Raw genomic sequence first — 13,455 nt, forward strand, 5'->3', positions numbered from 1 at the left:
GATCAGAGCAGACCGAGCACGCGGGCCTGGGCGATCGCTTCGGCGCGCGCGTTCACGGCGAGCTTCTGGTAGATGCCGCGCAGATGCGTTTTGACGGTGTTCACCGAGACACCGAGATCGGTGGCGATATTGCCCGCTGTCATGCCGGAGGGAAGTTGACGCAGCACCACCAACTCGGTGTCGGTGAGTTGGGGCGCGCCCGCGGAGGCGCCGCGATGGGCCCGGACCCGGTCGACGAGCGCCGCGTACTGACCGAAGCGGCCACCGATTCTGGCCAGCAGCTCGGCGGCCTCCGGCACGTCGAGGAACGGGCGCGCCAGCTGTTCGGTCGACGCGTGCGCGAGTGCCTGTTCGCAGGCGTCGTCGACCTTGCGTGGCCGGTCGAGCCGGTCGGCAGCAACCGCGACCAGCAGCCACGCCGTGACCAGCGAACGCGACGAGAAGCGCGGGGTCGTGAGGAGCGGTTCCAGCACCGTCAGCACGACGGCGGGGCGATGGGAATAGAGCGCCAGTCCCGCCTCGGCGACGGCCATCTCGGGAATCCGGCCGAGCGCGCTCGTGGCGTGGTCGACCAACTGTCGCGCGTCGGCCCTGGCCTGGACGCGCAGCAACAGCCACAACACGTCGGTCACCAGCTCCCCGGTGCCCGGCAGCGTGGGTGATTCGTCGAGCAGGCGGTGCAGTTGCTTGGCCAGGGCGACCGCGGCGGCCGACCGATCCGCGGCGTCGGCGAACATCAGCACGCCGGTCACGATCGCCACCTGACGCAGCGGCGCGGGTACCACGGTCTCGTCGGCCACGACCCAGGGCAGCCCCGGCAGCGGTCGCTCGAAATCCACGCCCTGCGCATACGCGCCGTAGGCCGCGAGCACCCTGGCCGGAGCCGCATCGGCCGAGCCCGCCAGTTCGTAGCGTTCGGCGCAGGCGATCGCCGTGGCCGCCAGCGCGCGGAGCTCGCCGATCCGCCCGGCGATCCCGGCCGCCCCGGCTGTCGCGGTTCTGGCACGTACCGCGACGCGACCGAGTCCGATCTGTTCGGAGTGCACGATCGCGTGGCGCACCGACGCCGCGCCGCTCTCGATCTCGCCCCCGTAGATCTCGGCGATTCCACAGTGCAGCGCCGCGTAGCAGTCGAGGTCGGACTGCCCGGTCACCGGCGGTAGCGGCCAGCGCATCGACGACGAATCACCCACCAGGACAGCGACTCCCGCGCTCACCGCGCGATCGAGAGCGGCCACCCACTCGGCGGGCACCACCGGCTCGCCCGATTCGTGGCCGACATGGGCGGCTTCGAGATAGACCTCGGCGGCGGCGATATCGCCACATTCCACCGCGACGGCCGCACGCAGCAGACGAACGAAAGCGTCGTGTTCGGCGAGGTTTTCGAGGGCGGCGAGCAGGGTGTGGCCCGTTCCCTCCAGGACCATGCGCACTCCCCAATCCCGCAGGAACGGCACCAGTCCGGGGGCGCCGGGCTCGGCCAGGACGTGCTCGAGCGCGGGCGCCGGCATCGCGGCCGCGATGAACCACGCCGCCACCCGACGATGACAGTCGGGCACCCGCTCGGGCCTGGTGTACGCCGCCTCGGCGAGCAGGTAGGCGCGCAGGAGCGGATGGTAGGTGTGCCAGAGTTCGCCCGCGTGGGCGACGGTGTGCAGGGGGAAGTTCGCGCGCAGCAGTTCGTCGAGGATGCGGGCGGCGTCGTCGCCGACCAGATCCTCGGCCATCGGCAGGCAGAATTGTTCGGGAACCGCTGTGGCGAGCAGGAATTCGAGGGTGGGCGCCGGTAACGCGGCGAGCAGTTCGGCGACCAGGAAGTCGGCGACGGCGTGCGAGGGACGGGCCAGCGCGGTCAGGGCGGTGTCGCGGTCGGTTCCGTTGGCCGACAGGCAGATCGCCGCGATGCGGACCAGCGCGGCCCAGCCACGGGTCAGATTCTGGACCACGGCGAGTTCGGCGTCGTCGAGTCGGCAGCCGTGCTGGGCGAGCAGCTGGGCGACCTGGTCCGGGCGCAGGGCGAGCTCGGGCGCGCCGATCCGGGTGAGCCTGCCCGCCAGATCGAGGGTATGCCAGCGCAACGGCGGGTCGAATCGGCTCGCGAGCACCGCCGTGACGTGGGCCGGTAGGTGTGTGAGCAGGTATTCCAGGCCCGCGAGTTGCAGCGGGTCGGTGAGCAGGTGGGCGTCGTCGATCACCAGTACGGTCGGCTCGACCTCGGCCAGCGCGGCGATGAGGTCCACGGCACCGTCCATCGGTGTGCGCAGCATCCCGGCCGGGACGAAATCCGGGGCGGGCTCGAGTGTTCGGGCGATGTCGGCCAGCAGATCGCAGCCGCGCTGCTCGGCGACGGTCATCCACGCGACGCGCGCCGAGCACCGGCGGCGTACCCAGTCGACCAGCACGACGGTCTTGCCGCTGCCCGCGGGCCCGCACAGCAGTACCGTCTGCCCGGCCGCGGCCTGCGCGCGATCCAGGCGGGCGAATGCCTCGTTGCACCGGACCGGGGCGAACGACAGTTCGGGAAGACCAGCGGACCGACCCGCTACAGCTATCACCGAGCCGCCACTGTGAATATCCAGAGAACCCGACGACGAAGCCATCTTCACCCTCCTGAACACGCTTTTCACCGCTCAGCGGCCGAACTCCGCCGAATTCGACGGTAGGCGAATCAGCGGCTGCACGGTTGCTGGAGTGGACAAGTGGGGACGCTCGTTACCAGATCGACGTCGAGTCGTCGAAGAACGGTCAGTCGGGCAGCTGGGACATACTCAGCAGCGTGAGGCCGAGCGTGTCGATGCGGGCCATCACGCCGCGCATGGCCGTGCTGTCGGCGACCGAGCCGAACAGCGTGGTGGTTCCGGTGGGCGAATGCGAGCTGGGACGCAACTCGGGAAAAGCCGTGAGGACACGCTCGGACAGCTCGCCCTCGATGACGAACTGATAGCGGAGCGGGCCCGACGTCGACATGGTTTCAGTGTCCGCGCCGGTCGCTCAGGGCGCCTCATCCGCTCCGGGTGAATTCGCCCGCCACCTGCGACGTCACCCCTCGATACTTTTTTAAACATTGTTATTTCAGTTTCCGGGACGCGGTGCCCATCCGGTAGCTAATGTCGCGATTGTCAACAGCGCGAACAGGAGAACATCATGCAGATCTACCAGGCGCGACGTGCCGGTTTCGGACTTACGGCCTTCACCGCGGTGGCCGCGGCCGCCGTACTGGCAGCACCCCAGGCTTCCGCACTCGTCCAGGGGATCGCGGTGAGCGGCAGCACGCACTACGTGGATACCTCCTACACCGTCACCGCCGATGTCACGTCCACCTCGTTCCTGTTCAAGGTGACCTTCACCGACAACGGCACCCAGATCGGCGACCCGGTCTCGGTGTCCGACGGCAAGGCGACCATCACCTGGACGCCGAAGACCACCGGCGCGCACGAGATCAAGGCGGTGCAGGAGCTCGTCAGCTCGAAGACCGTCACGATCACCGTCGCCCCGAAGCCGACCACCCCTGGTGGCGGCGCGAGTACCGGGTCCGCTGACCTGGGCGGGCTGCTGTCGGGCTCGGCCGGCTAGCCCCGCCCGCACGACGGCCGCCGCGAACCCCTCTCCCCGCGGCGGCCGTTCGCGTGTTCAGGCTTGGTCGTAGGCCTGTTGCAGGGCGGCGATGTCGAGCTTGGACATCGCGCGCAGCGCCGTGCCGACGGCGATGACGCGATCGGTCTCACCGCCCATCAGCTCGGGCAGCACCGCCGGCACGACCTGCCAGGACACCCCGAAGCGGTCGGTGAGCCACCCACACTGACCGGGGTTGCCGCCGCCCCCTGTCAACGCCTCCCAGAGGCGGTCGATCTCGTCCTGGGTATCCACGCTCACCTGCAGCGAGGCAGCATCGCTGTGCGGGTGGCCGGGGCCGCCGTTCATCAGCGTGACAGCCTGGCCGTCGAGGTCGAGACTGACGATGAAGGCCGAACCGTCGCCCATGCGGGTGATCTCGACAACGCGCGAATTCGGGACGGTCGCCGCGTACAGTTCGGCCGCCGCTTCAGCGTCGGCATCGAACCAGAGGAAAGTGTTGACGGACATGATGAGCTCCTTGAGGTGAGTGGCTTGCTTCATCCACTGGTCGGAGCCGACCAGCGCCCTTCGACATATCCGCCATATCCGCCATATCGGCCGAAATCTCTATTTCCGCGGCAGGGTCCGCGCGAATTCCACCCCGCGCTCGACCCATTCCCGCAATGCGGCGTCGTCGTCGACCGCTTCGGGCGCGACTCGCAACCAGCCGTGCAGCTCACGCCCGCCCATCACCATCGGGGCGATCGTCGACCCGTCGAGCAGGGCATCGCCATCGGCCGGGGCTACCCGCACCAGCAGCCCGCCCTTGCCGCTGGCAGCCACGGCCATATTGCCGCCGATCAGGAAGGCCAGACCACCGAACATCCTTCGCTCGTCGAGATCGGGCCGTGGGTAGACGATCTCCCGGATCCGCTCGGCGAGCTCCTCGTCGTATGCCATCGGCCCAGTGTGCGCCGACCCACCGACAGCAGGGCTCAGATGCCGAGGGCCGCGGCGAACATCGGCCAGGAATCGTGGACGTCGTCCTGCCAGTAGGGCCAGGCATGGGTGCCCGCGGGACGGAAGCGGACATCGGCGGGGATGCCGAGCTGGGCCAGTCGGCCCGCGAGGGGGCTCGAGCAGCCGCCGACCACGGCTTCCATGGTGCCGCCGACCAGCAGCCGGTCGACCAGCACGCCGACGTTGCCCGCGATGCTCGGATCGTTGAAGGCATCGTGTGTGCCGGGGACGCCGTTGCCCGAGGACAGGTAGATGGCGGTGCCGCGCAGCCGGTCGGCGTGCAGGGTGGGGTCGTTGGCCGCCCACGCCGGGTCACCGGGGAGGCCCCACATATTGGTCGCGTCGGCGCCGAACGTGGCCAACTGGGCGCGGACCAGCGCCTCGGCGAGCGGATTACCGGTCTGCGTGCACCCGCTGAAGGCGCCGACCGCGCGATACAGCCCGGGCGCCGCGATCGCCAGGTTCAACGCCGAGGTAGCCGACATCGACAGGCCCGCGATGCCATTGGCGCCGGTCATGCCGAAGCGATCGTTGAGCAGCGGGGGAAGTTCGTTCGTCAGGAAGGTGGTCCATTTGTTGCGGCCGAGCGCACCGTCGTCGCGCTGCCAGTCGGCGTACATGCTGGCGCGGCCACCGATCGGGACGATCACATTCACCGGCTTGTCGGCGAAGAAGTCGACCACATCGGTGCGCCGCATCCACGGCCCGCCGCCCTCGCCGCCGTCGACGGCGTTGAGCAGATACAGCGCGGGCGCGCCGGACCCGGGATGCGACATCCACAGGGTGATCGGGCGATTCATCGCCGCGGAATACACCACCACCTCGAATTGCCTGCCACCGAGCGGGCGTACATCGAGGATCCCCGATTCCGCCGATGCCGTCGGTGAGACGACAATTCCACAGCCGAGCAGGACGAGCAGACAGCACAGAAGCCGACGCATGCGACGTAGTGTGCCGGATGACTCCGCTAATGTCCGGCATTGGTCGATTCGTGTCCCTATTGTGCGTGTTCATCCGGAAAATGCGCGCGCAGCGCGGTGATCGATCCGGGGGTGACTTCGGGGACGTGCATCCGATCGGCAATCGTGGCGCGCAGCTTGCGTGGGAGTCCGGGCGCGTGCCGGGCGAAGTACGCCGAGAGCCATTCCGGTTCGCCGACGAGGAACGGGAAATCGGTGTTCATCATGGGGCGGATCACCAGCATCGGCAGCGGCGCGCGCAGCGGGCGATAGTCGCGATTCCACAGGCCGGGCACCGGGCAGCCGGGATAGAACTGGCCGAGCATGGCCCCCACCCGGACGATGTCGCTCTTGCGCAGAGCGTGGGCGGCGTCGACGCGGGCGGTGTCGTCGAGATCGGGGAAGACCGTGAGAACGGCCGGAATGTGGTCGAGGGTGCGGTAGAGGTCGAAGGCGTCGTCGATGGCATCGACGACCGAACCGGCATCGGCCAGGTCGGCGATCCACAGACTGTGTTGCGCGACAGCGGGTTTCATGAAAGGGCAGACCGGACCCGGCCGTCCCTGGGCGGGGTCGGGACGCATCAGGGTGTCGGCGAACCAGTCGATCAACGGCGCCGTTCGCGGATGTTCGGCGGCCCAGCGGACGGGATCGTCGTAGACGCACCACCAGGTGGCGGCGGTCCGGCGGCCGGTCATCGAGCGCACGGCGCTCACGGGGTGACCGACACGGCCTCGACCGCGCGCAGGTGGCGGTCCAGGATCGGACCGATCCGGGCGACGACGTCGGCGTTGGTGAGCTGGGCGTGGGTGGTGTCGACCCGGTGTTCGAGGAGACGGCCGGTGAGGAACGGGCGCCAGATCTGGGCGTCGAGGAAGGCGGTCATGCCCCGGGTGGCACAGAAGTAGAGGAGGTCGCCGTCGAACCGGTCGGGGCGGTAGCCGTGCGAGAGACGGACACCGTCGGCGTAGGCCTCGTGTAGCCGGGTGAGCTGTCCGGCGGTGAGCCCGGAACCGAGAGTCGCTCCGGCTCCGGCCAATTCGGCTGCCGCTTCCTCGGCCGAGAGGTCGGGCATGGTGTCCGCGTCGTCGGGTTCGTCGCCGAGCAGGTGGGTGAGCAGGTCGCGCATGCGCGGGCGTGGTGGCGGATCGGCGTGCTCGGGGACGACGACGCTGTCGAGCATGGCGAGGGTGGCGACGTCGCGGCCTCGCGCGCGCAGGCGGACGGCGGTGGCATGGGCGAGTTGGCCGCCGAGGGACCAGCCGAGCAAGTGGATCGGGCCGTCGGGGTGCAGGCGGGTGATCTCGGCGGCGTAGGTGTCGGCGAGCAGGTCGACGGTCAGGGCGGCGACAGCCGCGCCAGACAGGGTCGGTGCCTGCAATCCGTAGACAGGGCGGTCGGCGATGTGGCGCGCCAGGCCGGTGTAGCACCAGGCGAGCGGGACGGCGGAGTGGACGCAGAACAGGGGCGGGTGCGGGCCGCCTGTTCGCAGGGGCAGCACGGTGGCGAGGGCGGCGGCCCCCGGATCGGCGTCACCGCGGTAGGTCTCGATGCGGTGCGCGAGAGCGGCTGCGGTCGGTGCGGTGTAGAGCCAGCGGACCGTGATCGGCGTGTTCGTCGACTCGGCGAGTTCGGCCGAAACACCAACGCCGGTCAGGGAATTGCCGCCGATGGCGAAGAAGTCGTCGTCGGCGCCCACCGTGTCGAGGTGGCAGGCGGTGGCGAAGGTGGCGGCGATCAGGTGTTGCAACGGTGTCGTCGGCGGGCGGTAGCCGATCGCGGACGGTGCGGGTAGCGCCGCGCGGTCGAGTTTTCCGTTGGCGGTCAGCGGGAGGCGGTCGAGGGTGACCAGGGCAGCGGGGACCAGCGCCGTCGGCAGGATGGCGCGTAGGCGAGCGAGGGCTGCGGCCGCGTCGAACCCGGTGTCCGGCACGGTGAAATCCGCCGTGCCGGGGCGGCCCCGTGCGTCAACCGCGGCGAGTTCGATATCCAGTGCGCCCGCGCCGACCGTCCATCGCGCGCTGGCCGAGGCGCTGTCGGAGGTGGGGTTTCGCGCGGCGGGACCGGCCGGGACGACGTAGCCGATGAGGCGGGCGGTGGGGGTGCCGGGATCGGCGATGTCTACTGCCGCGTGGGCGATGGTGGGGTCGGTGAGCAGGGCCGTTTCGACTTCGGCCGGTTCGATGCGGCGGCCGCGGATAGCCAGCTGGGCATCGATACGGCCGAGAAACTCGTAGCCGCCGTCCGCGCGGGGGCCGACGAGATCGCCGGTGCGGTAGACACGGTCGCCGTCGCCGCTGGGATCGGCCACGAAACGCGCGGCGGTGCTCGCGGGATCGCCGATGTAGCCCTGCGCTACGCACGGTCCACCGAGGTACAGCTCGGCACGCGCGCCGGCGGGGACCGTGCGCAGCTGTGAATCCAAGAGCAGGGCAGTCACTTCCGGCAGTGGCCCGCCGATGGTCACCGGCTCCCCCGCCACCAGCGGCGCCGATTGTGTTGCCATCACCGTGACCTCGGTCGGGCCGTAACCGTTGTGCAGGCGGACTGCGGGCGCCCAGACAGTAACCAATTCCGGCGGACAGGCTTCGCCGCCGACGACCACCACCGCCAGACTCGGCACGTCGGCGGGGCGCAGCGTCGCCAACACGGCGGGCGTGGTGAGCAGATGCGTGACGCGATGCTCGGCGATCAGCCCGGCCAGCTCCGGGCCCGCGACCACCGACGGCGGTTCGACCACCAGGCGAGAGCCGGCGGCGAACGCGGCGAGGAGCTCGAGCAGGTGCGCGTCGAATGCGGGTGAATGGGCATGCAGCACTGTCGAATTCGGCCCGGTGCCGTATCGGTCGAGGAGGTGACCGGTCAGTGGAGCGAGGCCGCGATGCGTGACGGCGACACCTTTCGGCACCCCGGTCGTCCCCGACGTATGGATCAGATAGGCGGCGTGCGCCGGGGTCAGGCGGGCACGACGATCCGCGTCCGTGATCGGGGTCGACGGCTGATCGGCCACGCGGGCCAGGGTTTCCGCGTCATCGAGTAGCAGCCAGGTGACCCCGGAGCGATCGCCGGACGCCGCTGGGCGATCGGCCCGTGTCGTGATCCCCAGCACCGCACCGGATCCGGCGATCACGCGGGCGACCCGCTCACCCGGATCACTCAGGTCGACCGGAGTCAGGCAGGCGCCCGCCGCCGCGATGGCACGCACCGCCAGCACCGACTCGAGTGATCTGGGGAGCGCGGCCAGCACCGGACTTCCCGGCCTCGCCCCGGCCGCGATGAGCACCCTGGCCCACCGCGCCGCCGACTCGCCGAGCTCCCGATAGGTCATCGACCGGCCACCGTCGACCACCGCGATGGTGTCCGCCGTGTCGAACCTGCTGAACAGGTCGCCCAATGTCGTTGTTCGAGAGACAGATTCCGAAAGCAACGTTTGCCGCGTCGCCGCGCCCATGGCCTCGGCGGAAGGTCGCGAATCGCTGGGGCGGGCGAATTCGGTGGCCGGCTCGCGCAGAGAACGCGAGCGATCGGCGGCCGAGTCGCGCAGCACACGCCGGCGATCAGCGGTCAGGTCGCGCAGCGGGCGGGTGGGTTCGGCGGCCAGGAAGGCGGCGAACCAGGCCAGGAACAGGCGGTGGTACCAGGCCAGCGTGGCGGCGTCGTAGCGGGCGGGGTTGGCTTGGAAGTCGATCGTCGCGGTGGTGTCGTCCGGACCGAGTTGGTAGCCGTTGACCAGCAGGTCTTCGACGGGTCCCAGGCTCAGCAGGTGGGCCCGGCCGGTGGCGGCGCCCAGGATCAGCGCGTCGGTGAAACCGAGCAGGTTGAGCACCGGCCCGAATCCGCCTCGGGTTACCCGGGTTTCGCCACGGTCGCGTTGGATGTCCTCATAGCGGTAGCACTGGTGGCGCAGCGCACCGATCACCCGCAACCGCACCTGATCGATCAGCTCTTCGACTGTCGCCGTGCCGAGATCGCGCAGACGCAAGGGCACGACATTGGAAACCGACCCTGCCGAGCGTCGCAGGGCAGCGGTCGGGCGAGCGGCCACGGGCAGCGAGAGCACGACCTGGTCGGAGCCCGACATGCGCGCGAGGAACGCGGCGAAGGCCGCGGCGGTGAGCTCCGGAAAGGTTGCCGCGTAACGCTCTCGCGCGGCGGCCAGCAGGTGCGCGGTGCGCTCATCGAGGCAGGCCGACACCCGATGCGGGCGGGCCGACGCGGGCGCGGGGATCCCGGCCAGGCCGATCGGATCGGACAGCCCCGCGGTCTCTTCGGCCCAGAACTCCCGATCCGCCGCCGCGCGAGCGGAATCGCGATAGACCCGATCCGCGTCGACCAGGCCCTCGATCGACAACAGCTCCGCACGGTCGATACCTGGTCCCCGGGAATAGTTCTCAGCGGCCAGCCGAAGCAGCGCCCCCGCACCGACGCCATCGAGCACCAGATGATGACTGCGCAGGTAGAGCAAGCGCCGCTGCGCTCCCACGCGGTACAACCTCGCGACGGTGATCGCGTCCACGCACAGATCCAGCCGAGCCCGGCGATCGGCGTCCATCCGTGACAGCGCTGCAGCCACCGCCGCACGATCATCCGGCAGCGAACCGTCGGTGAGGTCGACCTCGGCGAGTTCGCCGAAGACCGACGGGTCGAGGTACTGGTGCGGCGTGCCGTCGACGAGCCGGATCCGCACCTGCGGTGACTGCAATCGCGCCGCCGCCGCGTGGATCGCGGTGCGCAGCCGCGCGATGTCCAGCGGCCCACACAGATCCAGATACAGGGCGATCGTGGCGGGCACATCAGGTGCCAGCTGATGGGCTACCCACCAGCGTAATTGGCTGGGAGACAAGGGAATCAGCGCGGCATCGGCCGCCATCACGGCATCCGCCGCGCCGATACCACCCTCACCTTGCCGCACCGGGCCTCCCGGGATTCGGAGCAACCGTTGACTGGTTCCCCGGCAAACCTACGGCATCTAGCCCGCGTCGGGCACCGATCGCCGCGCGGCCGCGTCGGCGGCGACCACCTGCTCGAGCACCTCGTCGAGCGGCGACGCGGTGTTGCCGAAGGTGGTCCGCATCGCCGAATCGTCGACGACGAACTCGCGGTGGGACATGTACTTCGTCTCGAACAGTTCGGTCCAGAACGGGTCCTGCTCGGCGAATTCGGCGATCTCGTCGTCGGTGAGCATCACGAGTTCGGGTGTCGCGACGCCGGCCAGTTCGGCGAGCCTGTTCGCGATCTCGCGCACGGTCGTGGTGATCACCGGGGCGTGCCAGGCGCTCCCCCACGACCGATCGTCGCGGGCGACCGCCACCAGCGCGGCCGCGGCATCACCGATCGCGGTGAACGAGTGCGTGAGGTCGAGTTCCTGCGGGACCTTCGCCGTGGTGCCCGCCAGTACCGCGGACTGGACGAACAGTGTGAAGATCGAGACCGCGGTCGCGCCGAGGAATTGGCCGGCGCGCACCTCGGTGACGCGCAGCCGACCCGCCTCGTGCGCGGCGAGCGCGTCGGCCCACGCCGCGGCCCTGACCGCGCCTTTGCTGCCCGTCGCGGCGAGCGGGGTGCGTTCGGAGACGACACCGTCGACCGGACCGTAGCCGTACAGATTGCCCAGCATGACCAGGTCGGCGCCGACGGTTTCGGCGGCTGTCAGGATCGAGCCGAACAAGGGCGGAACAGTGTCGGGCCAGGTGTGATACGCGGGCATCGCCATGTTGAAGACGGTGCGGGCACCGGTCGCGATCTCGCTCAGAGCGGTGGTGTCGAGCGCGTCGAGCGCGATCAGTTCCACGGCGGGGTGGGTGGGGCCGAGCCCGCGTCGGCTCACCATCCGCACGCGATCCCCGGCGTCGACCAATGCCAGCGCGGTGGCGGTGGCGGTGCCACCGTGGCCGATCACAACGTGAGTGGACATCCGAATTCCCTTTCACAACAACGTTTTTCGATGCGGGCATCAGGTTTCTGCCCGCGTCTTCCACGATGCCGTGCACGGGGCGACTACACTAGTGGCCGGAATGCCAGCTATCCCAAGGATCAGGCCATGAAGACCATCGCCGTGGTCGCTGTCCCACCGGTGAAATCCTTCGATCTGTCGATGCCGGAAACCCTGATGGGCTCGATCGTGATCGATGGCGAGCCCGGCTATCGCGTGGTGGTCTGCACCGCTCTGCCAGGCGCGCTGCCCGCGATGACGCCCGGCGGGTTCGACGTCGTGATCCGGCACGGGCTCGAGGTCCTCGACACCGCCGACACGGTGATCGTGCCGAGCACCGGTAGCCGCGCCGACGCGGATCCGGTCACCCTGAAGGCGCTGCGCGCGGCCGTCGACCGCGGCGTCCTGGTCACCTCGATCTGCAGCGGCGCGTTCGTGCTCGCCCAGGCCGGGCTGCTCGACGGACGCACCGCGACCACACACTGGGCACTGGCGGAAGAACTGGCCCGCGACCATCCGCTCGTCGAGGTGCGCAGCGACGCGCTGTTCATCGAAGACGGGCCGGTGACGACCGCGGCGGGCGCGGCGGCCGGTATCGACCTCTGCCTGCACCTGATCCGCGCCGACTACGGCGCCACCGTCGCGAACGCCGCCGCGCGAGCCGCGGTGGTGACACCCGTGCGGCCCGGCGGGCAGGCCCAGTTCGTCGACACACCGTTGCCCGCCGACGACGACCTGTCCCTCTCGGCCACCCGCGCCTGGGCGCTGGAACGCCTCGACACCCCCTTGTCGCTGCGTGAACTGGCCGAGCACGCGCGAACCAGTGTGCGCACCCTGACCCGCCGATTCCACGAGGAAACCGGCCTCAGCCCACAGCGGTGGTTACTGAATCAGCGCATCCACCGCGCCAGGGAACTGCTGGAATCGACCACCCTGCCGATCGCCCTGGTGGCGCGGCACAGCGGGATCGGCTCGGCGGAATCGTTGCGCCAGCACATGGTTCGCCAACTGGGCGTCTCGCCCAGCGCCTACCGCGCGAACTTCAGTACGGCGCGATAGGCGGATAGCCAGGGTAGGGCTGGTATCCCTGCGGCACCCGAGCCGCGAAGAAGGACGAGGACTTCCCGTTCCACAACAGGATCACCGCCGCGAGCCCGATGGCCAGGGTGACCGTGCTGAACACCAGCGAGATCCCCGCCGTCGACGTGACGAACGCCATCACCGTGCCGACGACGTAGAACAGCGCGTTGATCCCGAAGAACACCGTCCCCGTGACCCGCCCCCAGTTCTTCCCCGCCCGGCACACGAACGCCATCCACACCCAAAGCCCCGCCGTCACCAGCGAACTCACGATGGCCCCGCCAACACTCACGTACACGAGAATATCGAGCTCGTCCCCCCGCAACACCCCACCCGAAGCATCGAGCACGTCACTACGAGTCCGGTCGAGCATGGTGAGCGAATACGCCATCCCCAACAGCGTCACCACCGCGCCCGCCAACATCACATAGAACGCGATCTGCACACTCTGCGGAACCCCCCGAGGCCCAGCATCCACCCCCGGATACCCACCCCCCGGATAAGCGCTCCCCGACCCATACGCCGAGCCAGGAACCCCAGGCTGCGGCATAGCCACATATCCCGAAGGATTCACCGGATAAGCAGTCACCCCCTCATCCTGCGATGAATACCCCTGACCCCCGAACGATTCAGACACCGCCACCCACCTCCTCCACTAGGACCACCCAAACCCTAACCGCCATCCCCACCAACTGCGGTCCCCACATAGCCAGAGCCAACCACCCCCCCGACCCCCCAGTACCGCCCACACCAATCCATGGCATACCCGATCACCCAACCCAACCCCCACCCGCGACCCCTAGGGAGCGGCGGCCACGAAGTGGCCGGTCCGCGGCCGGCCCGCCGATCAGGCGCCGGTGCGTACGCGACGAAGGAGCAAGCACCGGCGCCTGATCGGCGGGCCATTCA

The 13,455-nt window shown here is 69.6% G+C and carries 11 protein-coding genes; 2 read left to right on the forward strand and 9 right to left on the reverse strand.

The window, feature by feature from the left end; genetic code table 11:
* Positions 1-2 precede the first annotated feature (2 nt).
* Positions 3-2,600 (reverse strand): winged helix-turn-helix domain-containing protein, encoded by a 2,598-nt coding sequence (locus NA12_RS12675; RefSeq protein ID WP_132369672.1) that lies wholly within the window; start codon positions 2,598-2,600, stop codon positions 3-5.
* A 145-nt stretch (positions 2,601-2,745) separates the two neighbouring features.
* Positions 2,746-2,967 carry a DUF8691 family protein gene (locus NA12_RS12680; protein ID WP_067449466.1) on the reverse strand — a complete coding sequence of 74 codons (222 nt, stop codon included), beginning with the start codon at positions 2,965-2,967 and terminating at the stop codon, positions 2,746-2,748.
* A 177-nt stretch (positions 2,968-3,144) separates the two neighbouring features.
* On the opposite strand from NA12_RS12680, the gene NA12_RS12685 reads away from it, so the two are divergent.
* A complete protein-coding gene (locus NA12_RS12685) occupies positions 3,145-3,573 on the forward strand; it encodes an Ig-like domain repeat protein (RefSeq protein ID WP_067449467.1) in 429 nt (142 codons plus the stop codon).
* 57 nt (positions 3,574-3,630) lie between these two features.
* Here the strand turns inward: NA12_RS12685 and NA12_RS12690 are convergent, their stop codons facing one another.
* The 6 genes from NA12_RS12690 to NA12_RS12715 form a co-directional block, all read right to left on the reverse strand.
* On the reverse strand, positions 3,631-4,083 hold the full coding sequence (locus tag NA12_RS12690) for a VOC family protein (protein WP_067449545.1): 453 nt from the start codon (positions 4,081-4,083) through the stop codon (positions 3,631-3,633).
* 99 nt (positions 4,084-4,182) lie between these two features.
* On the reverse strand, positions 4,183-4,515 hold the full coding sequence (locus tag NA12_RS12695; protein WP_067449468.1) for a TfoX/Sxy family protein: 333 nt from the start codon (positions 4,513-4,515) through the stop codon (positions 4,183-4,185).
* Between the two features lie 35 nt (positions 4,516-4,550).
* A complete protein-coding gene (locus tag NA12_RS12700) occupies positions 4,551-5,516 on the reverse strand; it encodes an alpha/beta hydrolase (RefSeq protein ID WP_067449469.1) in 966 nt (321 codons plus the stop codon).
* A gap of 56 nt (positions 5,517-5,572) precedes the next feature.
* Entirely contained in the window at positions 5,573-6,250 is a 678-nt protein-coding gene (locus tag NA12_RS12705) for a DUF6875 domain-containing protein (protein WP_084472714.1), read from the reverse strand.
* Complete coding sequence (locus NA12_RS12710; protein WP_067449470.1) at positions 6,247-10,446, reverse strand: non-ribosomal peptide synthetase; 4,200 nt, start codon at positions 10,444-10,446, stop codon at positions 6,247-6,249. The genes NA12_RS12705 and NA12_RS12710 overlap by 4 nt, the downstream gene beginning before the upstream one ends.
* Positions 10,447-10,503: 57 nt before the next feature.
* A complete protein-coding gene (locus NA12_RS12715) occupies positions 10,504-11,448 on the reverse strand; it encodes a Rossmann-fold NAD(P)-binding domain-containing protein (RefSeq protein WP_067449471.1) in 945 nt (314 codons plus the stop codon).
* 126 nt (positions 11,449-11,574) lie between these two features.
* On the opposite strand from NA12_RS12715, the gene NA12_RS12720 reads away from it, so the two are divergent.
* Positions 11,575-12,525: a GlxA family transcriptional regulator gene (locus NA12_RS12720; RefSeq protein ID WP_067449472.1), complete on the forward strand. Its 951-nt coding sequence runs from the start codon at positions 11,575-11,577 to the stop codon at positions 12,523-12,525.
* Here NA12_RS12720 and NA12_RS12725 read toward each other — a convergent pair.
* A complete protein-coding gene (locus NA12_RS12725) occupies positions 12,509-12,991 on the reverse strand; it encodes a hypothetical protein (protein WP_067449473.1) in 483 nt (160 codons plus the stop codon). The two genes, NA12_RS12720 and NA12_RS12725, sit on opposite strands and share 17 nt — an antisense overlap.
* Positions 12,992-13,455 lie beyond the last annotated feature (464 nt).

The sequence above is a fragment of the Nocardia alba NBRC 108234 genome (assembly GCF_001612665.1).
GTDB classification, from domain to species: Bacteria; Actinomycetota; Actinomycetes; order Mycobacteriales; family Mycobacteriaceae; genus Nocardia; species Nocardia alba.

Bases quoted from the DNA above. Each gene is read 5' to 3' on its own strand.
- NA12_RS12685 (WP_067449467.1), top strand. From the start codon at position 3,145: ATGCAGATCTACCAGGCGCGACGTGCCGGTTTCGGACTTACGGCCTTC.
- NA12_RS12720 (WP_067449472.1), top strand. From the start codon at position 11,575: ATGAAGACCATCGCCGTGGTCGCTGTCCCACCGGTGAAATCCTTCGAT.
- NA12_RS12680 (WP_067449466.1), bottom strand. From the start codon at position 2,967: ATGTCGACGTCGGGCCCGCTCCGCTATCAGTTCGTCATCGAGGGCGAG.
- NA12_RS12695 (WP_067449468.1), bottom strand. From the start codon at position 4,515: ATGGCATACGACGAGGAGCTCGCCGAGCGGATCCGGGAGATCGTCTAC.
- NA12_RS12715 (WP_067449471.1), bottom strand. From the start codon at position 11,448: ATGTCCACTCACGTTGTGATCGGCCACGGTGGCACCGCCACCGCCACC.
- NA12_RS12690 (WP_067449545.1), bottom strand. From the start codon at position 4,083: ATGTCCGTCAACACTTTCCTCTGGTTCGATGCCGACGCTGAAGCGGCG.
- NA12_RS12675 (WP_132369672.1), bottom strand. From the start codon at position 2,600: ATGGCTTCGTCGTCGGGTTCTCTGGATATTCACAGTGGCGGCTCGGTG.
- NA12_RS12700 (WP_067449469.1), bottom strand. From the start codon at position 5,516: ATGCGTCGGCTTCTGTGCTGTCTGCTCGTCCTGCTCGGCTGTGGAATT.